Source organism: Leeuwenhoekiella aequorea, from assembly GCF_004104375.1.
GTDB classification, from domain to species: domain Bacteria; phylum Bacteroidota; class Bacteroidia; order Flavobacteriales; family Flavobacteriaceae; genus Leeuwenhoekiella; species Leeuwenhoekiella aequorea.
The window spans coordinates 118,672-143,114 of record NZ_QOVM01000006.1 but is presented as its reverse complement, the minus strand read 5'-3'; the positions used below and the strand labels follow the sequence as shown (position 1 = coordinate 143,114).

Here is a 24,443-nt window from a genome sequence, read left to right as displayed (position 1 = left end):
CCTGCTTTCCATAGCGTAGCGTAAATTTAAGGAAAGATAACCGTATAATGTATTAAGGAAAACCAAACAACCCAACCGCCAAAAAGACAGGTTAAATTTCGGTTATAACCGCCATTATGACTGCTTTGGCAACTGGTATATAAATTGCCATAGCACTTACAAATGCACTTAATTTTAAGAATCTGATCAAATCTTAAACGTGTTAATGTGCATTTAGATAAAAAATTGAATCCCATTAGTTGGGCCTAAAAAATAAAACTATGAACTTTAATAATTTTACAACAAAATCACAGGAAGCCATACAGCAAGCCCAGGCGCTAGCTCAAGGCTACGGGCATCAGCAAATTGAGAACGAGCATATTTTTAAAGCGATTCTTGAAGTTGATGAGAATGTCACCCCCTTTTTACTTCAAAAGTTAGATGTAAATATTAATCTACTTAAACAAATTTTAGAAAGCACACTTACCAGTTTTCCTAAGGTAAGCGGCGGCGATATTATGCTTTCGCGTGAGGCTGCTAAAACAGTAACCGAAGCTGGAAATATCGCTAAAAAAATGACTGATGAGTATGTCTCTCTTGAACATCTTATACTCGCCATTTTTAAATCGAGTAGTAAGATAGGTCAGATTTTAAAAGACCAGGGCGTTACCGAAAAACACCTCAAAGCGGCAATAGAGGAATTGCGTAAAGGAGAGCGTGTGACCTCCCAGAGCGCAGAAGAAACGTATAATTCGCTGAGTAAATACGCGAAAAACTTAAACCAACTTGCGCGTGATGGCAAGCTGGATCCCGTGATAGGTCGTGATGAAGAAATACGCAGAATTTTACAAATTCTATCGCGTAGAACGAAGAACAACCCAATCCTCGTAGGAGAACCCGGTACTGGTAAAACCGCAATTGCAGAAGGGCTTGCACATCGTATTATAGACGGTGACGTACCCGAAAATCTTCAGGAAAAGCAAATCTGGGCGCTAGATATGGGTGCTTTAATTGCCGGTGCAAAATACAAAGGTGAGTTTGAAGAACGCCTTAAAGCGGTTATCAAAGAGGTTACAGAAAGTGCTGGCGATATCGTCCTCTTTATAGATGAGATTCATACACTTGTAGGTGCCGGTGGTGGCCAGGGAGCGATGGATGCTGCAAACATATTAAAGCCTGCTCTTGCACGTGGCGAACTGCGTGCAATAGGTGCAACAACTTTAGATGAGTATCAGAAATATTTTGAGAAAGACAAAGCTTTAGAGCGACGTTTTCAGAAGGTAAACGTAATGGAACCCGATACCGAATCTGCAATATCCATTTTACGTGGGATTAAAGAAAAGTACGAGACCCACCATAAAGTGCGTATTAAGGATAACGCCATCATCGCAGCGGTAGAGCTTTCGCAACGCTATATTACAAACCGTTTTTTACCAGATAAGGCTATTGACCTAATGGATGAAGCGGCTTCAAAAATGCGTATGGAGATTAACTCCAAACCCGAAGAGCTTGATGTTCTGGATCGTAAGATTATGCAACTCGAGATCGAAATTGAAGCTATAAAGCGAGAAAAAGACGAGAGCAAACTTAAATCACTACATGCTGACCTGGCTAACATTAAAGAAGAACGTAATGAGATTAACGCCAAGTGGAAAAGTGAGAAAGATGTTGTTGACAATATACAGAATGCAAAACAAGATATTGAAAACTTTAAGCTTGAAGCAGAACGCGCCGAACGGGAAGGCAATTATGGTTTAGTTGCAGAATTGCGCTACGGAAAGATTAAAGAAGCACAAGAAGAACTTGAGAAATTACAGGTAGCACTGGCAAACCAGGGAGAAAACACGCTGATTAAAGAAGAGGTTACCAGTGAAGATATCGCCGAGGTGGTTGCAAAATGGACTGGAATACCGGTTACTAAAATGCTGCAAAGCGAGCGTGAGAAATTGCTGCATCTTGAAGGCGAACTGCACAAACGTGTGGTGGGACAGCAGGAAGCGATTATTGCGGTAAGTGATGCGGTACGTAGAAGCCGCGCCGGGCTGCAAGATCAAAAACGCCCTATAGGTTCGTTTTTATTTCTGGGGACTACCGGTGTAGGTAAAACCGAACTTGCAAAAGCACTCGCTGAGTATCTGTTTGACGATGAGAACAACCTCACCCGCATAGATATGAGTGAATACCAGGAGCGTCACAGTGTGAGTCGGCTTGTGGGTGCACCTCCGGGATATGTGGGTTATGATGAAGGCGGGCAGTTAACCGAAGCCGTACGTCGCAAACCCTACAGTGTGATTTTACTAGACGAGATTGAAAAAGCACACCCAGATACCTTTAATATTTTATTACAGGTGCTTGATGAGGGGCGCTTAACCGATAATAAAGGCCGTCTTGCAGACTTTAAAAACACCATCATTATTATGACCTCAAATATGGGAAGTCATATTATACAGGAAAAATTTGAAGCCATAAAAGATCCTGAGACCGCGATGGAAGGTGCAAAAGTTGAAGTGCTGGGCTTACTCAAACAAACCATACGCCCCGAGTTTATAAACCGTATAGACGACATTGTGATGTTTGCTCCGCTTACGCGAAAAGATATCGAGAAAGTTGTGAGTTTACAGCTTAAAGGAGTCACTAAAATGCTCAACAAACAGGGCATTACATTAGATGCTACGACTGAAGCAATAGCACATCTTGCAACTAAAGGTTTTCAGCCCGAGTTTGGTGCGCGACCGGTTAAGCGTACGATACAAAAAGAAGTGCTTAACAAACTATCTAAAGAGATCTTAAGCGGTAAAATTACCACAGACAGTATTATTTTACTGGATGCCTTTGATGACGAACTCGTGTTTCGCAATCAAGATGATCTGGTTGAAAACAACTGAAGAGCACTGGTTGTCTAAACCCAAAAGCGATCCTTAAAAAGGGTCGCTTTTTTTATGTTTATTTTTCGCCAAATACAGAAATCTGTAAAGCATACTAAGATCGTATAGGTATCTTGAACACGGAATAAAAATATTATTTTAAGAAATATTGTGTAATAACAGTATATTTAGGATTGATATAATTAGTTAGGCACAGTCAAATAAAAAATGGAAAAATTACAAGAGCATTATCCCAAAGTCGAAATAACACAAGAGGAAGATAAAATTCACATACAAAATTTATGGGGTGATGATAGTTTCTTTTTAAGGTTCGATGAAGAAACTGATTTAAACTTTCTTAATGAATATTTTTTTCCGCCTGAGCTTATGGCTATGTACAGTTTGGAAAATAATAAAATGGAAGTTTTTGCCTTTCCAGTCTCACCTGAATCAGATTTAATAAAAAGAAAATTTGATTTTAACTTTAGAGGTGAAACTTTTGTTTGTAAGTGGGCTGAACCATCAGATGAATTTATCAAGATTGCAAGTGCCTTTAGGGAACAAAAGGAAGAAAGTAGAACCGCATACCGAAATTTACGACAATTTAGAGATTATTATAGAATTGATGAATTACCAAAATTTTTATCCAAATATTTTGAAGATAAGAAACCTTTCAATTTTGTAGTAGAAGGTAATCTATCAAAAATACAAGTAGATATAATTGAGTTTAGCAGGACTTTAAATTTTTATATGTCATATTTTGACAGAGAAACTCCGGCAATTCAAATATTATCAAGTCCTTATGATAGAGAAACCTTTAATTTACCTTGTTATTCTTTATTTGATACTTTTCCTTCGAGTATAAATGCGACTGATATTGATAGTATCTTACTTGATATTATTTCAGTTGCAAATAATAATTCAGATCCCAGGTTAAGATTTATTTTTTATTATCAAATATTAGAATATGCATCCTACTATTTCTTAAAATCTGATATAAAAGATAAATTAAATTATATTTTAAGAGACCTGATGTTTCTTTCAAATCAGAAGATTACACTAAAAGCATAATTGAAGAATTTAAAAATCATTTTAAAACAAATGATGACAAAACAAAGTTAGATATGTTAATAAATGAACATATCAAGCTGGTTGACTTAAAACTTGAATTAGAAAATAACACTGATTATTTTAGTCGGACAATTGAATTTGATGGAGGCTTTACAATTGAGCCAATAATGAAAGATTCTATTACTAGTATTGAACAACTTACTGAGAATACAATTAAATCAATAAAAGAGAATATAGTAAATATTAGAAATTCGCTTGTTCACTTGCGGGAATATCGTGAAAATAAAGTTATTTTACCGACAGACAAAAATGACAATTTATTGATTCCTTACATATACTTATTAAGAAGAATTGCAGAAAAAATAGTTATTGATAGATAATTCTAATCAAGACTGTGCCTAACATCGGTTAAGCACAAATAGCGGGTCTTCCAGTGAAAAGTGTAATTTTAGACACAAGTAAAAAACTACTAAGCTTACAAGAACGTTTCCCTACTCCACGCTACTTGCCTTAACCAAGACCGTTTGCAAACAAAAACGAGACGCATATCAAAAGAATAATTACAACTATAATTTTCAGTTTCTTTTTATTGAACATCTATGCTCAAGATAGCTATGTAAAATTACCAGTGAGTGGAAGTAATTGTCCTACAGTAATTATTGAAAAGAAATTATTGCGAACGAAAGTGTTATAAAAATAGCAAAAGAATTGATTGCAGAAATAAGCTTTCTGAAAGACAAAGCAAATCGAAAAGAGTATAAGTTCTTCAACCTGACTGCAAACGGGATTTATTTTGTGAGTTTAAAGAAAAAAATTGCTTTTAAAACACAATCTGAATTGAATGAATTTTTCGGAATCAAAAAAAAATGTAGTTTTTGTAAATGGTTATTTAATAGAACATTCTGATTACAAAATTGCGTCTGAAAGTATTTGAAATTGAATTAGTTGAACCTGATTCTAGTAACAAACTTGATAGAAAAGCAATTAATGTTTGGACGCAAACTCAAGAACAAAGGATTACTGGTTGTCAAAGACAGAACCTAAATTAATTGAGGATTTGTCAAAACCGTATAAAATTAATTGCTGGTTCTAACCCACTTGGGAAATACCTTGTAAATTTATAGTTGGTTTGTATTAAATAAATTAGGTTTATAAATATGCGATGAAACCATAGTTTGTCGCGTTTTCGTAAAATTAGAAAATAGAGATTTGATCGAAAATTTTAAAAATATAGAATATTTAAAACACCGAAATAAAAGGCAAAAACCTATAGCATCTAAATTAGAATTCTTGTTTGATGAAAGAAAAATTAAGAGCACATATTGAAAATCTTATACCGCTTACAGATGCTGAGTTCTTACATATTCTACCCCATTTTTCATTTGAAAAATATAATAAAAATGATTTTCTAATTCAAGAAGGAGAACATGTAACCAATTGTTATTTAGTTGTTTCTGGACTTCTAAAATTAGTTTATGACGATAAAAATGGGAAACAACATATTATTTCATTTGCAATGGAAGACTGGTGGGAAAGTGATTTTTCAGCTTACTTCTCACAAAAAAGAGCTAAAATGTCTTTACAGTGCATTGAAAATACTGTAGTCTTTTCCTTAAGCTTTGAAAATTATAAAAAGTTATCAGCTGAATTCCCCAAAATGAAACAGTTCTTTCTTGAAAAATCTAATTCAGGACATATTGCTTCACAAAATAGAATTTTATCCTTTTTGACATCAAGTGCTAAAGAACGATATGACCAACTTCTCAAACAATATCCTTTATTATTTCAACGCGTTCCTAGAACTCTTTTAGCTTCTTATTTAGGGGTATCACGTGAGACACTTAGTCGTCTTTCCTCTCAATAATTAAACTTCTTTGTAATTGTGATTTATGTCACATTCGATTGATGCTATTAATCAAATATTTGCCGTTATAGTATCAACTCCTATTTCAACATTAATACTAAATAAAAAGAAGAAAATATGGAAAAACGAATTATAAATCCGTGGAAATGGCAAGATGAAAGAAGCTACGTACAAGCTGTAGAAGTTATAAAACCAGAAGGTACGCTCTATATATCTGGACAAACAGCAATAGATTATGATGGCAAATCAAGCACTTCTGATATGAAATCCCAATTAATTCAATCTATAAAGAATTTGGAACGTGTTATAAAAGAAGCTGGTTATGAGTGCAAGCACATTGTAAGGTTAAACATTTATACAACTTCAACTGAAGAGCTATTTACTTGTTTTAATATTTTTCAGAATTGGGTGTCGAAACATGGTATAAAACAGGTAAGTACTGTATTAGAAGTATCTAGCCTTTTTGAGACATTAAAAGTAGAATTAGAAGCAACTGTAGTTAAATAGTACTTGACTTTAAAAAAGAATTTAAGATAGAGTGCACACTCTAGTACCTGTAGCAATAATCTTAAGTTAAAAAGTATCAACAAATTGAACCACTAGTTTTTCGATATTAAATAGTTACTGACTCAATAAATGATTTTCATTACTACTAGAGCGATCCTAAAAAGGTCGCTTTTTTTATGTGTTTAATTTTCTGAGGATGCAGAATTCTGTAAAATAGTGTGAGATCGTAACGGTATTTTGCTCACGGATTAAAAAAATTATTGAAAAATCATTAACTAAAAATTGAAACTTAAAATTAAGACAATGAAAAAATTGCTTGTGCTTTTCCTTTTGACAGTAACTTTAATCTCGTGTACTACAGAAGACTCTGAAACAGAAATTACAACTAACGAATCTACCTCTGGTAGTACAGCAGCCACCGTAAATCTCACTGTAATTAACAGCTCTAGTGCTACTCAAAGTGGTTATATCGTAATGATGTTTAATCGGGAAGTAAAAGAAAACCAACCCTTACCAGAAATTCTATTTCAAAAAACAAGTAATTCTGATGGCAAAGTTAGTTTTGATTTAGAAGATTATATTGCAAAAAATGGTAATGGCCCTTATTATTTTGAGGCATTTCTACAAACTTCTAATGGCTTTAGTTTAGAAAGTATAACGCATCCTACATTCTTAGTCACTTCTGGACAAATTAGAACCACTTCTATAATCGTAAAGTAAAAACACTTTTACCTCACGATTGCATTGTGTATTAATTAATAAACCAAAAATTAGGATTGCGCGAGCGGAAATCTATATATTATACATTTCAAGCGGTTCTTGTTGCACCATGTTAATGCGCGATTGTATCGCGTGACAATTAGTAAATAAAAATTAACCTATTAATCGCACATTTTCAGGCATATAGCTCTATATCGTATACCTTTGATACAATCGCGCGCTAGAAACTTTATATAATCATTTCCGGATGCTCTTGTTACCATAAAATTGCATCGAGCGGAGAACAGCACAAATCACGATAGAACTATTTGACTTAAGCTAAAGATGAGTAGAAATTATAAATTTCATAACCCAGAGGGTTTATACTTTGTAAGTTTTGCAGTGATTGAGTGGCTAGATGTTTTTACCGAAACAATTTATAAAAATATCTTATTAGATAGTTTAAGCTACTGCCAAACCCATAAAGGAATGGAAATTATAGCATGGTGCATTATGACTAATCACGTTCATTTAATATTCAGAAGTATTAAAGATGAAAAACCAGAAAAGCTGTTGGGCGATTTCAAAAGATTCACAAGTAAAGCGGTGGTAAAAACCATTCAGATAAACCCTACAGAAAGTAAAAAAGAATTTTTACTAGAGCAATTTAAGAATGCTGCTGAAAAATCCTCTAATGTAAAGTATTACCAATTCTGGAGGCATGATAATAAACCAATAGAACTTTGGAGTAATAAAGTGATTTGGCAAAAAATAAAATACATTCACAATAACCCCGTAAAAGCAGATATGGTTTCTAGACCGGAGGATTATAGATATAGTAGCGCTTTAGATTATGCTGGAGAAAAAGGATTATTAAAAAACATTTTAGTATTTAAATATTATGGATAACTAGTAACACTACATTATCCGCGCGATACAATCGCGCACTAACAAAAAACTGTATAATATAATTATCTGCAGATCTTGCCTAGTTACCGCACGATTGTATCGTGTGGCGATTAACAAATAATAAAGTAACATCTTAAAAGCTCAGTTTTAAGACAAATTAAAAACTGGCACCTATATGCGCAATCGCGCACTAACTAAAAACTATATAATATAATTATTTACAGATCTTGCCTTGTTACCGCACGATTGCATCGTGTGGTAATTAATAAGTTAAAAAGTAACATCTTAATAGCTCCTTGTTGCCGCACGATTGCATCGTGTGGCGATTAACAAATAATAAAGTAACATCTTAAAAGCTCAGTTTTAAGACAAATTAAAAACTGGCACCTATATGCGCGATACAATCGCGCACTAACTAAAAACTATATAATATAATTATTTACAGATCTTGCCTTGTTACCGCACGATTGCATCGTGTGGTAATTAATAAGTTAAAAAGTAACATCTTAATAGCTCCTTGTTACCGCACGATTGCATCGTGTGGCGATTAACAAATAATAAAGTAACATCTTAAAAGCTCAGTTTTAAGACAAATTAAAAACTGGCACCTATATGCGCGATACAATCGCGCACTAATAAAAAACTGTATAATATAATTATCTGCAGATCTTACCTTTTTACCGCACGATTGCATCGTAGGGTAATGACTACCAATTATGGTCTAAAAAAGGACTATAAAACATTTACATTTCAGAATACAGCATTGCAGTCTCTTTGCCGCATTCTACCACTCGCTCAATTGCTTTATTAAGTTCGTTTTTTCTCCAGTTCATATACAAACCTATTTCTTCATCTAGTTCGATAAAACGAACATTTTCAGCTTTTGCGTAACTAAAAGACGACGGTAGGATAGTAATCCCTAATCCTTTAGACACCAGACTTAAAATCATACCCCCAAAGTCTGACTCAATAAGCACCTGAGGTTCAAAATCGTAATTGTAAAATAAATTGCGAAGAAAAGAAGCAAAAAAAGTTTTTTGATGCAAACCTGAAAGTATAAATCGCTCACTCTGCAAATCTTTGAGACTCACAAAATTCTCCTGTGTCAACCAATGCGCTTTGGGCACAATCAGACAAACTGGTTCTGCATATAATTTATAGGTTTCGATTGAACTGTTTGTAATACGATCTCGACCGAATGCCAGGTCTGCTTTGTAATCAAGAAGTAGTTTCTCATGATTCTCATCATTAGGTTCGGTGAGTTCTATTTTGAGATTAGGTAGTTTACTATTGAGATTATCCAAAAACAGAGGTAAAAATTTAAAGGCAATAGAACCGGGATAGGTTATAGATACGCCACCGGCCTCACCTTCACTAATTTTTTTTGCCTGACTTTGAATATGATCTAATTCTCTCACTTTTACACGCCATTGCTGTTGAAGAAATTTACCGGCGTCGGTAAGTTTAACATTGCGCTTATCCCGCTCGAGCAACCTTATACCCAGCTCTTCTTCAAGAGCTTGCATATGCCTACTTAAGGAAGATTGTGAGATAAAAACCCGTTCGGCTGTTCTCCAAAAATGCAGCTCTTCTGCAAGGACCAGAAAGTACCTTATCTTTTGTAAATCCATAATAATGCATTTTTTGCATTAGTCGATCAAAATTAAGTATTTGTTGCTGATTTATTGGTGCTTTCCTTTGCAGGTGTAAATGTAAATTTTGATCTATTAAAATTAGGATTATGGGTATTGTTAACTATCTAACGTTTTTAATTACAGCTTTAGTCTTCGTAATGACTCCGGGCTTAGACACACTTTTTGTATTAAACAAATCGGTAATTTCTGGTAAACGCAGCGGCATTAAAGCTTCGCTAGGGGTTAACACTGGAGTGCTAACGCATACCTTATTTGCAGCATTAGGGCTTTCTGTATTAATTGCACAATCAGAATTAATATTTAATGCAGTTAAATACCTAGGCGCTATATATTTAGTGTTTACAGGAATTACAAGTCTGAGAAAACCCTCTACCTTTTCTGAAAATATACCGACAGAAAATTCAAAATCTAAACATAAAAGTGATTTCTGGTCAGGGTTTTTAACTAACTCCCTAAACCCAAAAGTAGCTTTATTTTTTATGGCTTTCTTTCCGCAGTTTGTAACTCCGGAACAGCTTTCTAGTCCGTTGCCATTTATAATTCTTGGAGTTACTTATGCACTTATAGGTGTTGTATGGTACCTCCTACTTTCAGTATTTGCCGGCAATTTTTCAAAGAAAATAAAAGAAAACCCCAATGTAAGTGTATGGATTAATCGCGTAAGTGGTTTACTATTTATTTTGATGGGAATTCAAATAGCTTTTACTTAAAATGTAAAGGCTATTCGCCAAATTAAACTTAGTCTTTTAGTGATTGACCAATTGTATTCTGAGCTCAAATGCTTTTCATTTTAGATTTAAAAATGTCTTGAATAACCGCTAATTCTTTTTTAAATTTTAAATCGGTTCTTGAAGCGAAGTATAATGTGTTTTCTGTTTTTTTGGTTCCTTCCCACACTACTTTAATTTCTTCATTAGTTATTGCGTCTTCACATAAAAAGTCAGGCACAATAGCGAGTCCGTCTTTATTGCTGATGCTTCGTATGATCGAAGTTATACTTGGCAATATATAGTTTGGCTTAAAGGAAGCATTCTGTTTGAAATTATCATACCAGAATCTTCTAAAATGCTCCATCTCATTAGAAGAGCTATACCAACTATAATTTTTAAAAACCTCTTCAAGCCCATTTAAATCTTGACTTCTTAAAAGATTTTCAATGGGTTTAATATCAGTTTTACTTCCTGCGACAAGAATAATTTTTTCTTTTGAAAACGCTGTGTAAGTTACCGGAGATTTTTTATCAGTTTGCTCATTAGGAGTTATAACGAGGTCGAGGATACCATTATTTAGATCTTTAATAAGGTCTGTATGCGCACCAAATCTCGCTACCAGATCAAAATCGAGTGTAGCTAGTTCTGGCTCAATTATAAGTTGAAAAGTTTCTGAACACATACCTATGTTCAATGAAGGATTTTTCTCTTGCGTTGTTTTTTTAAAATGTTGTTCTGCCGTTTCAAGCTTACTCAATGATTCTTGTATAAACTCATACAAAAACTTCCCATCTTCTGTGGGAATCATTCTACGGGAAGTACGCTCAAACAACTTTTTCCCTATATAAGATTCTAAAGCATTTAAATGTACACTTACACCAGGCTGTGATGAATATAATGCCACAGAAGCCTTGGTAAGGGTGCCATGATCATAAATTGCTTTAAAGGTTCTATACCACTCTAAATTAACCATATTATTAATATTATTATACAAAGGTATGATTTGTATTATTTTATAAATACTTGATCACTTCTTAATTTTGGCTTGTATAAAATACTAGTTATGAAAAATATATTTATTATCAACGGAAGTCATCCTTTCGCTCATTCTGGCGGAAAGTTTAATCAAACACTCTTTGAAAACACAAAATCATTCTTCCAAAGCCGTGAGGGATATGCGCTAAAAACCACTCAAGTGGGATCTGATTATGATCCTAAAGAAGAAGTTGAAAAATATAAATGGGCAGATATTATTATCTATCATACCCCAATATGGTGGTTTCAGATTCCCTTTGGCTTTAAAGAATATATTGACACTGTATTTACAGAGGGGCATCAAAATGGAATTTACATCAGCGATGGAAGAAGCCGTACAAACCCGGATATTAATTATGGTACCGGCGGCTTACTACACGGAAAGCGCTATATTTTAACCACTAGCTGGAATGCTCCTAAAGCTGCATTTACGCTAGAGAATGAATTTTTTGATCAACGTAGTGTAGATGATGGCGCCCTATTTGGCTTTCATAAAATGAATGCATTTACAGGTATGAAATTGCTAGACGCACATCACTTTCACGATATGGAAAAAAATGCAGATGTTCCTAAAGAATTGGAAAATTACAATTCGTTTCTACTGCATCATTTCAACTAATTCTATCCTTTAAAAATCTAACAAGTTGAGATTTAATATTTATTCTTAGCTTGTTAGATTATTCACTGCTGCCTCCTATTCATAAAAGAAAATTACATTTTCTTAAAGCGCTGCCATTCAAATAATAAATTTGAAGCTTAAGATTTCCCTACTTTACTTTATAATTTCAGCCATTGCAACTTTCTAATTTTCGTAACTTCGACCTTCCTCCTACGCGTTAAAATCAGAATCATGAAAATTTTGCATACCGCCGACTGGCATATCGGTAAAAAACTACATAAACACTATTTACATCAAGATTTTGAACTCTTTATAAACTGGCTATTAACTCTTATTCGTAAAGAAGAAATAGAATTAGTTCTTATATCTGGTGATGTTTTTGACCTTGCAAATCCGTCTGCAGAAGCACGTCGCCAATATTATCTGGCGCTCAAAAAACTTAGTCTTCTCAAATGTAAAATTATAATTACAGGAGGTAATCACGACTCACCTACTATGCTCGATGCTCCTCGTGAAATTCTCGAGGCGCTAGATGTACATATCATTGGTGGTATGCCACAAAATCCTGCAGATTGTTTAATACCTATTAGAAATAAAAAAAACGAACTCGAACTTGTAGTTGCTGCAATTCCTTTTTTGAGGGACAGTGATATTCGTGCTGCCGAAGAAGGTGTAACCCATGATAACCGTATTGAGGCGATACGCAAAGGGATTGAAGCCACATTTACGGCAGCTGCCGCAAGTTGCAAAGCACAGTATTCACAAATTCCGGTCATTGCTATGGGCCATTTGTATGCAGCTGGGATTGAAACATCAGATAGTGAACGTGATATTCAGATTGGGAATCAGGCTGCATTTCAAGCGAGTCAGTTTGGAGAATATTTTAACTACGTGGCATTAGGTCACATTCACAAACCCCAACGTGTTAACGCTTCAATTCCCACATTTTACAGCGGATCTCCCCTGCCGTTATCATTTAGCGAGCGGAAAGATGAAAAACGTGTACTCTTATTAGATACAAATAATGGGTTTGAACCTACAAGTATTGCAATTCCCACATTTAGAAAACTGAATAAAATAAGTGGAACGCTAAATGAAATTAAAGCAAAATTAGCCAATTTAACTGCGGAAGGTGAACTTACAAACCTCATAGAAGTTGCGCTTATCGAAGAGAATTATGACGCATATCTTATTGCTCAGTTAGACGAACTCGTTACATCATTTAGTGCTCCAAAATTAGAAATAGTTAAACATCGCGCCAGCTTTAAAAACCGAATGAAAGAAACCGGTCAACTTTTTGAGAATCATCGACATCTTGAAGATTTAAAACCACAAGAAGTATTTGACAAAATGCTGGAGCAGCATAGCTATGATGACAGAACTAAAGCACTGGTAACTCAAGCCTTTCAAGAAATTGTAGAACAAATACATACGGCAGATCACCTATAAGCTATGAAAATTCTAAAGATCGCTTTTCAAAACATAAACTCCCTACGAGGAGAACATTCTATTGATTTTACAAAAGCTCCATTTCTGCAAAATAGCTTGTTTGCAATTACAGGCCCCACCGGTAGTGGAAAAACCACAATTCTTGATGTTATCTCGCTAGCTCTTTTTAATCAAGTACCACGATTAGGTAAAATGAGTACAGGCGAAATTCTTAAGAAAGGAGCGCTGCTTACGCGCAATCAAACTGAAGCATATGCGCGCATAACCTATCGTTGTAAAGAAGGCATTTTTACTTCCACATGGTCAATTTCAACAAATCGAAATGGTAAGCTTCGGGATTATCATATGGAAATTACCGATGCACAATCAGAGACTATTATAGATTTAAAAAAGTCTGATGTTCCGGGAAAGAATGAAGGATTAATAGGCTTAAACTACGATCAGTTTATAAAATCTGTAGTATTAGCACAAGGTGAATTTGCAAAGTTTTTACAAGTCCCTAAGAAAGAACGTGGTGCACTTTTAGAAAAAATTACCGGCACCGAAATTTACCGTCGCATTGGTATGGAAGTGTATCTAAGGCATAAAGAACGTGCTAAGATGCTTGATGGTAAACGCGCTAAAATAGAAACCTACAAAGAGCAGTTACTAGAGGAGTCTGAGTTTATTAATAAGCAACAGGAGGCAAAGAAAGTAGCTGGTCAAAAAGAGCTATTGCTACAAACCCTTGAAAGCAGAGCTAAAGAAATTGAGCTGAAAAATAAACTGCAAAAAGAAGAAAAGGAACTTGAGAAGAGCCTGCAGGAACTCGATAAAATCAGTACACTGAAGAACGTATTTGATTCTGAAAAAGGAGAGAAATTAAAGCGACATCACGACATTCAATTATTTGAAGAAGACCTAAATCTCTGGCAAAACCTACAGGAAAAAATAACAGGGAAATCAAAAGAAATATCAGCAATTACAGATGCTTTAACTACTGCAAATACAAACCGGGAAAGCTTAAAACAGGAATTTGCTGAACGCTATAAATTGCATATTGATCCGGCTAATTTCTCAAACCAACTAGAGACCTACAAATCTAAAGTGCGTAGCTTAATTACAGATCGTAATGAAATTGCAACAACTTATAAAAACAGTAAAACGCATATAGAACGTCTTGCGGCACCACTACAATTTAGTACATCTGTCACACAATTATTTGATTTTGAAAATGAGTTGCACAATAAGCAACGTGCGAAAACATCTGCATATAAAAAACTCGAAGCTCAATTTGATTTAAAGAATACTGCAATTGAAATACGCCAAAAAGAGACACAGGAATTACTCAGACAAGTACGGAATGCAGAACGGGCTCATACACATTTAAGTCATTTAAAAAACAAGCTTGAAGATGAAATTAAAGATCTGAAAGAGCTCAAATTACAAAAAGCCAGTTTACCTGACACCATTGATAAATTAAACGCACAACTTGAATTAAAAGAAGTACAATTAGAAGTTAAACGACATAAATGGGAAATTGAACAACTTCACAAACAGTTAGAAGATTTCCGCAGTGAGCTACAACCAGAAGTCCCTTGTCCTCTTTGTGGATCGCTTAATCACCCTTTTGCAACACAGCTTCCGCAGCAGGAAAACGGACTCAAAACTGCTGTTTCCCAACTCGAACAAGAACTCAATACGCTGATAAAAACACGGACTATAGAGGAGACTTCTTTAAAGAATTTAACTGCGCAATCTCAACAATTAGAAGAGCGTATAAAACGACTTTCTAAAGAACTAAAAACTGCTCAAAATCTATTTGACACCGACTATAACAGGATTATTTCAGGTAATGACAATTTTTCTTTTCAAGAACTAGAAAACCAACTTGAAAATAAAGAGCAGGAATTAAAAATTGCAAAACAATTGCAGGAAGAACTCGTGGTATTGCAATCATTGCAGTCGGAAACCCAAAAATTAAAAGAGCTTATTGAAGCAGGTACAACGAAGTCTGAAGCTATTGCTGCACTATTTACAGGTAAAAATTTTGAACAGGAAATTAGCCTTTCTGAAACAAATTGGAACCGTAATGAGCAGCATATAACCCAGCAAACTCAACTTTTAAAAACGGCAAAAGAAAATCTTAATACTCTTACTAAACAGAATGTATCACTTGCTGCTTCACTTCTTAAGAAGCTACAAGAAAAAGGCTACACCACTATAGAAAAAGCACTTGAGTCTCGTTTGAATGCTTCAGTTGCACAAAGCTGGACTCAAGAAAATCAAAAACTTGAAACCGAACTTGTTCAATTAAAAACATTAAGTGCAAAGCTAATCGAAGAAATTAAAATTTTACAACAAACAGCCGGATCTAAACCACTTAACGTATTACTGGAAGAGCAGTCGATGCAAAAAGAAAACCTCGATTCATTAGAAACCACTGCAGCTTCTTTATCCCGTTTAATTTTAAATCAGGAACAATATCTAGGATGGATATCAGATCTCAATATTCAGATAGAAACCGAATTAAAAGATGCCGAGCATTGGCACATTCTGAATGACCTGATAGGCGATGCCACCGGAAATAAATTTAATGATTTTGCTCAGGATCTTACTTTAGCGCAGCTTTTGCAATTAGCAAATAAGCGACTACTGCAACTTACAGATCGTTATCGCATCGATCAGCCAGGAGATGAAGAAGACGATAGTCTGGTAGCAATAGACGAACATATGGGCGGTCAACGACGATCGATCAAAACCCTGAGCGGTGGGGAAACTTTTATACTTAGCCTCGCTCTGGCACTAGCGCTATCTGATCTCGCATCAAGAAATATTGAAATAAATAGTTTGTTTATAGATGAAGGTTTTGGGACGCTCGATCCGGAGACTTTAGACCAAACATTAGATACATTAGAAGTTTTGCAAGCCGAATCTTCAAAAATGATAGGCGTTATTAGCCACGTTGATAGTTTAAAAGAACGAATAGCAACGCAAATACAGCTCACTCAAAATGGACAAGGTTATAGCACGTTACGCGTAATTTAGTATATGTTCAATTTGAAAATTTGCATTTATATTGGTTATAATACTATAAGTGATTACGAAAGGTAAAAGCCACTTAAAGGGTTGACTTTCCTTAACTTTACCAGTGAACCTGAAAAGAAATAAGTATGAATTTTCACACTAGAAAATGGATAAAACCACAGGATTTAAACCCCAATCGCTCGCTTTTTGGAGGACGGCTTTTAGAATGGATTGATGAAGAAGCTGCGCTTTATGCGATTATACAACTTGAAAATCCGCGTACGGTAACAAAGTATATTAGTGAAATCGACTTTAAAGCCAGTGCACGCGAGGGTGATATAATTGAAATAGGTCTAGAACCTGTAAAATTTGGTACGGCATCCATCACACTGAAATGTGAAGTACGTAACAAAATGACCCGCGAAACAATTATTACTATCGATAAAATTGTAATGGTAGGTCTTGATGAAGAAGGCAATGCAAAAGCCCACGGAAAGACTCAAATAGAGTATGTGAAAAATAGATTGGAAGTATAAATTACTTCTACAATAAAAAACAAAAGCCCGAAGAAAACTTCTTCGGGCTTTTGTTTTAAAATTCAGTTTGAATCGCTAAGCTGCTTTGGAATGCTTTGCATTCAGTTTAAGCTGCTTTTCAATTAATTCTTTCCATTTATTAACACGATTCATCTCATAATTTTGGGTTGCATCCAGTGTAGAATCATAAAAATTAATTACAATAGATTGCACATTTTCTTTTGAAATTAATTCTAGAGACAACTTTTCTAATGTATCGTGCATTTTACCATCAATGCGTTTAGAGATTCTATCTTCTAGGACAACTATACGTGTAATTGTATTTAAATCAATATGTTGATGTACTAATTGCTCACCACGTGTTCTTGAAAAAAGTAATTTATTGGCAATGCTATCTAACGATAAATAACGTGATGCCCATTTTTCACGGTGATTAATATTTAAATTATTTTTGTTTGCTTCTTCTTTTATCTGTTTTTCAATTTTTTTAGAATTTCCAGATCCAAATAATATAAATAATGCATAAGGAACTGCAACTAGGCCAACTACAATGGCAAAAACTAAGATCATATCTATTTTCATAATAAGGTATTTTAACTGTTTTGTATAAAAGTTTTTTGATGCAAAGCATCAAAAGAAAGAGTCTTGTAATTAAACAGACTCTATAGTGCTATAAACAGTTAATTATTAAGGAAATAGATGAAAAGGAAATATCAATACAAGACCGCTTAGAGCTGGACAAATTGTACTGGAATATTCAAGATAATTAAGATCTACTACAGCTTTAGATAAAGCGTAACGCGAGCTTATGGCAGGGGACGAATTACTAGTAGTTGAAATGGGTTCTTGCTGAGAGCGTATTACAAGCTCAGGAGCAGCAAGAGTAATATGTTCTATTACAAGTGCCTGGTCATTCGCATCGCGAATTTCTGCGCGGTGCTTATCTGCAGGTACGGTAATAACAGATCCATTTTGTGAAGAAAAACCATAGGTAAACTGTGCTGTAAAAAACAGCAAAAACAGTACGACTACATTTTTAAAAAATGGTTTCATAAGACCCGCAAAGTTAAACAGCAACTTGTTAAGTTGCTGCTAAATTTTGAAGAATTATAGTTAGAATTTTAAACTGTTTTTAAATTCTTAAGCATAGTTAAATGTCTTACTAAGGCAACCCCTACGAGATAAAATTCTTTTCCATAGTTACTTATAAGAAACGTCATGAAAGGCAAATTACATCTTACCCTTCTTGAAGTTATCTCAATGCTTTATGACAAATAGAGAAAGCAAAAAAAAAGCCCGCAAACGCGGGCTTTTGAGCTGTATAAAAATACCTTATTAAGAATCACTTAAAATCTGAGCTGCATGCTCTTTGGTTTTTACTTTATCAATAACCCGGGAAACAACTCCGTTTTCAATAAGAAAAGTCATTCTATGAATCCCTTCATATTCTTTACCCATAAATTTTTTAGGTCCCCAAACTCCAAAAGCGTCGATGACCTTTTTATCTTCATCTGCTAATAGCGGAAATGGAAATTCATATTTATTTTTAAAATTAGATTGTCGCTTTTCAGAATCTGCACTCACCCCTAAAATTGCGTAACCCTGCGCCTGCAACTCCTCGTAATTATCTCTAAGGTTACAAGCTTCAGTTGTACAACCCGGTGTAGATGCTTTTGGATAGAAGAACACAACCACTTTTTTATCAGTGTAGTCACTCCAATTAATCACATTTCCGTCCTGATCTGTAGTTGTAAAATCGGGTACCTTTTCTCCGGCTTTTAAAGTCTTCATCTGTTTAATTTTTAATTATTGTTCGAAAGCGTATTACCTGCGCTTCTTTGTATTTTAGCCTAAAATTACAGATAATGACTAAAGCCGATAAGGTAACTTTTGTTATAGATACGTTAAAGCGTATTTATCCGCAAATTCCCATTCCGTTAGATCACAAAGACCCGTACACTCTATTGATAGCTGTATTGATGAGTGCACAAAGCACAGATGTAAAAGTAAATCAAATCACACCTCTGCTTTTTGAAATCGCAGATAACCCGTATGATATGATAAAACTTTCTTTGGAAGAAATACGGGAAATCATCAAACCCGTGGGATTATCGCCTATGAAAGCTAAAGGAATTCACGGCCTGTCGCATATCTTAATTGACAAGTATAACGGAAGGGTTCCTGAAAGCATTGAAGCTCTTGAAGAACTTCCTGCAGTAGGTCATAAAACTGCAAGTGTCGTGGTTTCTCAAGCCTTTAATATTCCTGCTTTCCCGGTAGACACGCACATTCACCGCCTTATGTATCGCTGGAATCTTACCAATGGGAAAAATGTAGTGCAAACTGAAAAAGATGCAAAACGTTTGTTTCCTAAAGATGTCTGGAACGAACTGCATCTACAAATTATCTGGTATGGCCGGCAGTATAGTCCGGCACGTGGCTGGGACTTAAATAAAGATATCATTACCGCAACCATAGGACGCAAATCTGTGATTGATGAATGGTATAGGAATAGGAAGTAATTTTTATTTTAATGAAATAGAAATATTAACTAATAATTAGAAATCGCTTAGCGTTAAACTTGCTAAATGAAAAACTTCTATCCAATTAATCAATCCTTATTTTAGATGAAATACCTATTCCTATCTCTTATAATTTTACTTACGGCCTGTAATTCGCAAAAAAATACCGCTCAATTTTCTGCTAAATCAAAACCTGTAAAAACACGTATAGATAAGCACTATGCAATTAACAATGACGAACAAGAAGAACTTATAGAATACTCAGAAATGCATTTTGACAGAAAAGAAAATCCAATTCTGTATATAGATCATCTTAGCGAACCAAAAGATACCATTAGTGATTTTCCGGAATACAAGGAAAAAATTACCGGAACAAAAATTTGTCTATACGACAATGAAGTAGCCTTAGTATGCAGAGATACCAGCGCTACACTAATTAAAAACTATGAAATTCCAGAATCTGATCTTCCTACCTCCTACGAACTTTACGATTCTGAAGGATTGCAGGCTATTATAGAATATTATCAAGAGGACAATAATTTTCCTTACAGAAAATATTTTATGACTAATAGGAAGACAGACAAATACGGAAGTCTAACCAGCTATTTAAAAAAATCATATTACTTACCCAAGGATTTTGAGCCTACCAATGAAGAATCCCTAAAGATTGAAAGCGATGGCTTACAGGAATTTGATAATGTAGAACGTGTTGTTTCAGAATACACATACTACGAGAATTAATTAAAATAAAAAAGACCCGCTTTTCAGCGAGTCTTTTCTTTTAGTTGAGAAAGTTATCGACTTTCCCAATCTTGGTATTCATAACACTTAAAGCCTTAGAATAATTTAAAATCCGATTTACGGTATCCTCAGAAGGATTCATTTTGTTGTTTTGAAAAGGAGATTTTTTAGAGTAAATGTTTTCCATCTAGTGTCGTTAAAGATTAATTGACTTCTATAACGCACACAAATGTCTTTTAGTCTAAATTAATTTGTTAAAATTATATTGTTTTTCTCAATCACTTTTCTAAGGTTTATAAGCGCATAACGCATCCGCCCCAAAGCCGTATTAATACTTACATCTGTAGATTCTGCTATCTCCTTAAAACTCATGTCTTTATAGATACGCATAACCAATACATCACGCTGATCTTCAGGTAACTCTTCTATAAGTTTGCGTACATCTTGCTCTACTTGATCTTTAATAATACGCTTTTCGGCATTCAATTCAGGATCTCCTAAAACAGAAAAAATATTAAAATCACCGGTGTTGTCAAACTTAGGCATACGCTTATTTTTTCTAAAATAATCGATTACCAGGTTGTGAGCGATACGCATTACCCAAGGTAAAAATTTGCCTTCTTCATTATAACCGCCACGCTTCAGAGTACGTATAACTTTTATAAATGTATCCTGAAAAATATCTTCAGTTACATCTCGGTCATACACCTTAGAATAAATAAAACTATATATACGTTGTTGATGTCTTGAAATAAGAACAGAAAGAGCGCTTTCTTCGCCCTGAATATATTTACTGACAAGTGCTGAGTCAGCATTTAATAAATCTTCCATAAAATCACTTTTGTAGTTTAAAGACCCTTAGGATCAATTCAATAATTTAAAAAGTAATTTTCAAGAATAGGCTTATCGCTTTGTAGTTAATGTTGAGCCAAATATAACAACTTTCATTCCAAATAAACAACTACTCCCGTACAATTTTAACATTAACAGGACGTTGGGCAAATCTGTGATTGAGTATCAATACTATAAATTATCTTTGTATTTAAAAAAATTGACTTCCGGTAGCTTACAGCTTCGAAGATTGTATTTCATAAATAACTTTGAACTAATACTCAAAGTTTTAAAAAACCGCGCTGCGGAATATTAGCTATGATTATTGACGTTTCTAATGCAGATCCTAAAAAAAATATCATTATTAAAGGTGCAAAACTGCACAACCTAAAGAATATAAATGTAATTATCCCACGGAATAAACTTGTTGTTATAACCGGTTTATCAGGTTCGGGTAAATCAAGTCTCGCTTTTGATACACTCTACGCCGAGGGACAACGCCGGTATGTAGAGAGTTTATCATCGTATGCGCGACAGTTTTTAGGCAGACTTAACAAACCTAAAGTAGATTATATAAAAGGGATCGCTCCTGCTATAGCAATTGAACAAAAGGTAAATAGTACAAATCCGCGTTCTACAGTAGGCACCAGTACCGAAATATATGATTATCTAAAACTTCTTTTTGCGCGTATTGGCAAAACCTATTCTCCGATTTCGGGAGATGAAGTAAAAAAAGATACGGTTACCGATATCGTTGATTATGTAAAGGGGTTTGAGGAGCGTAGTAAACTGTTACTTCTAGCTCCTTTTATTGTTGAGAAAGACCGAAAGATCGAAGAAAAACTAAATATTCTTCAACAACAAGGATATGCACGTATAAAAGTAAATGACGACGTGGTGCGTATTGAGGAGGCCGGTTCAATTAAAGCTTCAGACAAATTATTTCTAGTAGTTGACCGAATTATCACAAAGAATGATGAGGATTTTGAAAACCGATTAGCAGATGCTATACAGACTGCCTTTTATGAAGGAAAAGGGGAAGCTTATATTGAAGATCTGGCTACTGGTAAACAGCGTCATTTTAGTAATAGTTTTGAGCTTGATGGCATAACGTTCTTAGAACCTAATGTACATTTATTCAGTTTTAATAATCCATATGGGGCTTGTCCTACCTGCGAAGGCTATGGTGATGTCATTGGGATTGATGAAGATCTTGTAATTCCTAACACGGCACTTTCTGTATATGAAAATGCGGTATTTCCCTGGCGTGGAGATAGTATGAGCTATTATCGTGATCAACTGGTGAATGCAGCTTACAAATTTGATTTTCCTATTCATAAACCTTACTTCGAACTTTCTGAAGAGCAAAAGAATTTATTATGGAATGGAAACAGCCATTTTGAAGGTATAAATCAATTTTTTGAATATCTGGAATCTAAGGCATACAAGATTCAGAATCGAGTAATGTTATCTCGCTATCGCGGAAAAACAAAATGTAAAACCTGTGGCGGAAAACGCCTGCGTAAAGAAGCCAACTATGTAAAAATAGGTGGCGCTACAATCACAGATCTAGTAGGACTTCCGCTAAATAAAGTAGCTGATTTTTTTAAAAAATTAGAACTTGGCGAACACGATGCTACAATTGCAAAACGCTTGCTTACGGAAATAGAAAGCCGACTTGAGTTTCTAGCAAAAGTAGGTCTCACCTATCTTACTCTTAATCGAAAGTCTAATACATTATCTGGTGGTGAATCACAACGTATTAATCTGGCCACCTCACTAGGAAGCAGCCTTGTAGGCTCGATGTATATACTTGATGAACCCAGTATAGGCCTGCATCCTAAAGATACAGAGCGTCTTATTGAAGTGCTCAAAAACCTGCGTGATCTAGGTAATACAGTTATTGTGGTAGAACACGATGAAGATATTATGAAAGCCGCAGATGAGATTATTGATATTGGGCCCGAAGCAGGAACCTTTGGTGGAGATCTCGTAGCTGTGGGCACTTATGATATTATCTTAAAAAGTGAATCTCTCACCGCTAAATATCTTAACGGCACTATGGAAATTAAAGTTCCTGAAAAGCGCCGTACCTCAAAATATTATGTTGATGTTTTAGGAGCTCGTGAAAACAACTTAAAGAATATGGATGTTCGCTTTCCGCTAGGTGTATTTGTAGCCGTAACCGGTGTTTCGGGTAGTGGAAAAAGTACACTGGTAAAAAAATTACTGTATCCCGCATTACTTAAAGAAACAGGTGGTTTTGGTGAAAAAGAAGGTCAGATGACTGGTATAGCTGGTAAGTTTGACATAATAAATCACATTGAATTTGTTGATCAAAATCCTATAGGTCGATCATCACGATCTAATCCCGTTACCTATATCAAAGCGTATGATGATATTAGATCTTTATTTGCAGGGCAAAAACTGAGTAAAATCCGTAATTTCCAGACAAAACATTTCTCTTTTAATGTAGATGGCGGGCGCTGCGAAACCTGTAAAGGTGAAGGAGAAGTAACCATAGAAATGCAATTTATGGCCGATGTGCATCTGGAATGCGAAGTCTGTAAAGGAAAGCGCTTTAAAAAAGAAGTTCTTGAAGTTACTTTTGAAGATAAGAATATAGATGATATCTTGAATCTCACTATAGATGATGCAATTTCATTTTTCACAGAACATAAACAGGATAAAATTACCCGAAAACTAAAGCCGCTTCAGGACGTAGGCCTGGGCTATGTAACTTTAGGACAAAGCTCTTCTACCCTTTCGGGTGGGGAAGCGCAGCGAATAAAATTGGCATCTTTTCTGGTTAAAGGAATTACTAAAGAAAAAAATCTCTTCATATTTGATGAGCCTACCACCGGACTACATTTTCACGATATTCAGAAATTATTGACTTCGTTTGAAGCCTTGATAAAAAAAGGACATTCGATTATAGTGGTAGAACACAATCTTGATTTGATCAAATGTGCAGATCACGTAATAGATTTAGGACTTGACGGAGGCGAAGATGGAGGCTATTTAATCGCTTCGGGCACTCCGGAAGAGGTAGCAAAAAATAAGAAGTCTTACACAGCTGAATATTTAAAGGAAAAACTTTAATTATTTAATATTAAATCCTATCCCCGATCCTTCTCCATAGCGGAGAAGGATTTTTTGTTTTTAATTGTTTTACCTGTTTTACAATGTAAAACAGAAAGTGTTTTCAAAAACTCACATCATTCTTAAGATCTCTCTCGAAAAATATTTCAACTAACCTGCGCTAAATTTATTGGAACAGGAGAACTTTCTGTTTATTTGATGCTTCAGTTCTTAGATAAATTAAAAAGAATTTTACAGATTAGCTACACTTATACTAATTGGTTTTCAACACATTATATTGACGAAAAACATTCCGCGATAGCAAAATAAAGGACATATTTTAAGTTTGGCACGAGGTTTGAAAA

Annotated in this window: 21 protein-coding genes; 15 read left to right on the top strand and 6 right to left on the bottom strand. The window is 34.8% G+C overall.

Annotated features, from left to right (window positions below):
- Positions 1 to 260 precede the first annotated feature (260 nt).
- From clpB to DSM00_RS13090, 7 genes are all read left to right on the top strand, one after another.
- Entirely contained in the window at positions 261 to 2,864 is a 2,604-nt protein-coding gene (clpB, locus tag DSM00_RS13120) for an ATP-dependent chaperone ClpB (RefSeq protein WP_128758426.1), read from the top strand.
- Between the two features lie 207 nt (positions 2,865 to 3,071).
- On the top strand, positions 3,072 to 3,914 hold the full coding sequence (locus DSM00_RS13115) for a hypothetical protein (protein ID WP_128758425.1): 843 nt from the start codon (positions 3,072 to 3,074) through the stop codon (positions 3,912 to 3,914).
- A gap of 53 nt (positions 3,915 to 3,967) precedes the next feature.
- Positions 3,968 to 4,294: a hypothetical protein gene (locus tag DSM00_RS13110; protein WP_128758424.1), complete on the top strand. Its 327-nt coding sequence runs from the start codon at positions 3,968 to 3,970 to the stop codon at positions 4,292 to 4,294.
- A gap of 917 nt (positions 4,295 to 5,211) precedes the next feature.
- A complete protein-coding gene (locus tag DSM00_RS13105) occupies positions 5,212 to 5,778 on the top strand; it encodes a Crp/Fnr family transcriptional regulator (RefSeq protein ID WP_128758423.1) in 567 nt (188 codons plus the stop codon).
- 117 nt (positions 5,779 to 5,895) lie between these two features.
- Positions 5,896 to 6,285 (top strand): RidA family protein, encoded by a 390-nt coding sequence (locus tag DSM00_RS13100; protein ID WP_128758422.1) that lies wholly within the window; start codon positions 5,896 to 5,898, stop codon positions 6,283 to 6,285.
- 303 nt (positions 6,286 to 6,588) lie between these two features.
- Positions 6,589 to 7,005: a hypothetical protein gene (locus DSM00_RS13095; RefSeq protein ID WP_128758421.1), complete on the top strand. Its 417-nt coding sequence runs from the start codon at positions 6,589 to 6,591 to the stop codon at positions 7,003 to 7,005.
- A 324-nt stretch (positions 7,006 to 7,329) separates the two neighbouring features.
- Positions 7,330 to 7,893 carry an REP-associated tyrosine transposase gene (locus tag DSM00_RS13090; RefSeq protein WP_128758420.1) on the top strand — a complete coding sequence of 188 codons (564 nt, stop codon included), beginning with the start codon at positions 7,330 to 7,332 and terminating at the stop codon, positions 7,891 to 7,893.
- A gap of 743 nt (positions 7,894 to 8,636) precedes the next feature.
- Here the strand turns inward: DSM00_RS13090 and DSM00_RS13085 are convergent.
- On the bottom strand, positions 8,637 to 9,524 hold the full coding sequence (locus DSM00_RS13085; RefSeq protein ID WP_128758419.1) for a LysR family transcriptional regulator: 888 nt from the start codon (positions 9,522 to 9,524) through the stop codon (positions 8,637 to 8,639).
- 110 nt (positions 9,525 to 9,634) lie between these two features.
- Here DSM00_RS13085 and DSM00_RS13080 point away from each other — a divergent pair, with 110 nt between their 5' ends.
- Positions 9,635 to 10,258 (top strand): LysE family translocator, encoded by a 624-nt coding sequence (locus tag DSM00_RS13080; protein ID WP_128758418.1) that lies wholly within the window; start codon positions 9,635 to 9,637, stop codon positions 10,256 to 10,258.
- A 64-nt stretch (positions 10,259 to 10,322) separates the two neighbouring features.
- On the opposite strand, the gene DSM00_RS13075 is transcribed toward DSM00_RS13080, so the two are convergent.
- Positions 10,323 to 11,231 carry a LysR family transcriptional regulator gene (locus tag DSM00_RS13075; protein WP_128758417.1) on the bottom strand — a complete coding sequence of 303 codons (909 nt, stop codon included), beginning with the start codon at positions 11,229 to 11,231 and terminating at the stop codon, positions 10,323 to 10,325.
- A 90-nt stretch (positions 11,232 to 11,321) separates the two neighbouring features.
- Here DSM00_RS13075 and DSM00_RS13070 point away from each other — a divergent pair, with 90 nt between their 5' ends.
- The 4 genes from DSM00_RS13070 to DSM00_RS13055 all read left to right on the top strand — a co-directional run bounded on the left by DSM00_RS13070 (position 11,322) and on the right by DSM00_RS13055 (position 16,903).
- Positions 11,322 to 11,912, top strand: coding sequence for an NAD(P)H-dependent oxidoreductase (locus DSM00_RS13070; protein WP_128758416.1), 591 nt, complete (start codon positions 11,322 to 11,324; stop codon positions 11,910 to 11,912).
- A 231-nt stretch (positions 11,913 to 12,143) separates the two neighbouring features.
- Positions 12,144 to 13,361, top strand: coding sequence for an exonuclease SbcCD subunit D C-terminal domain-containing protein (locus tag DSM00_RS13065; RefSeq protein WP_128758415.1), 1,218 nt, complete (start codon positions 12,144 to 12,146; stop codon positions 13,359 to 13,361).
- Positions 13,362 to 13,364: 3 nt separating this feature from the next.
- Complete coding sequence (locus tag DSM00_RS13060; RefSeq protein WP_128758414.1) at positions 13,365 to 16,388, top strand: AAA family ATPase; 3,024 nt, start codon at positions 13,365 to 13,367, stop codon at positions 16,386 to 16,388.
- Positions 16,389 to 16,513: 125 nt separating this feature from the next.
- On the top strand, positions 16,514 to 16,903 hold the full coding sequence (locus DSM00_RS13055) for an acyl-CoA thioesterase (protein ID WP_128758413.1): 390 nt from the start codon (positions 16,514 to 16,516) through the stop codon (positions 16,901 to 16,903).
- A 75-nt stretch (positions 16,904 to 16,978) separates the two neighbouring features.
- On the opposite strand, the gene DSM00_RS13050 is transcribed toward DSM00_RS13055, so the two are convergent.
- From DSM00_RS13050 to bcp, 3 genes are all read right to left on the bottom strand, one after another.
- Complete coding sequence (locus DSM00_RS13050; protein ID WP_128758412.1) at positions 16,979 to 17,485, bottom strand: hypothetical protein; 507 nt, start codon at positions 17,483 to 17,485, stop codon at positions 16,979 to 16,981.
- Between the two features lie 105 nt (positions 17,486 to 17,590).
- The gene (locus DSM00_RS13045) at positions 17,591 to 17,956 is read right to left on the bottom strand and encodes a hypothetical protein (protein WP_128758411.1); all 366 of its coding nucleotides are present in this window, start codon (positions 17,954 to 17,956) and stop codon (positions 17,591 to 17,593) included.
- A gap of 282 nt (positions 17,957 to 18,238) precedes the next feature.
- Complete coding sequence (bcp, locus tag DSM00_RS13040; protein ID WP_128758410.1) at positions 18,239 to 18,694, bottom strand: thioredoxin-dependent thiol peroxidase; 456 nt, start codon at positions 18,692 to 18,694, stop codon at positions 18,239 to 18,241.
- 74 nt (positions 18,695 to 18,768) lie between these two features.
- Here bcp and DSM00_RS13035 point away from each other — a divergent pair, with 74 nt between their 5' ends.
- Both DSM00_RS13035 and DSM00_RS13030 read left to right on the top strand, forming a co-directional pair.
- Positions 18,769 to 19,425 carry an endonuclease III domain-containing protein gene (locus DSM00_RS13035; protein WP_128758409.1) on the top strand — a complete coding sequence of 219 codons (657 nt, stop codon included), beginning with the start codon at positions 18,769 to 18,771 and terminating at the stop codon, positions 19,423 to 19,425.
- A gap of 105 nt (positions 19,426 to 19,530) precedes the next feature.
- The gene (locus DSM00_RS13030; RefSeq protein ID WP_128758408.1) at positions 19,531 to 20,166 is read left to right on the top strand and encodes a hypothetical protein; all 636 of its coding nucleotides are present in this window, start codon (positions 19,531 to 19,533) and stop codon (positions 20,164 to 20,166) included.
- A 246-nt stretch (positions 20,167 to 20,412) separates the two neighbouring features.
- Here the strand turns inward: DSM00_RS13030 and DSM00_RS13025 are convergent, their stop codons facing one another.
- Entirely contained in the window at positions 20,413 to 20,997 is a 585-nt protein-coding gene (locus DSM00_RS13025) for an RNA polymerase sigma factor (protein ID WP_128758407.1), read from the bottom strand.
- A gap of 318 nt (positions 20,998 to 21,315) precedes the next feature.
- Here DSM00_RS13025 and uvrA point away from each other — a divergent pair, with 318 nt between their 5' ends.
- The gene (gene uvrA / locus DSM00_RS13020; RefSeq protein ID WP_128758406.1) at positions 21,316 to 24,099 is read left to right on the top strand and encodes an excinuclease ABC subunit UvrA; all 2,784 of its coding nucleotides are present in this window, start codon (positions 21,316 to 21,318) and stop codon (positions 24,097 to 24,099) included.
- The last annotated feature ends 344 nt before the right edge of the window (positions 24,100 to 24,443 follow it).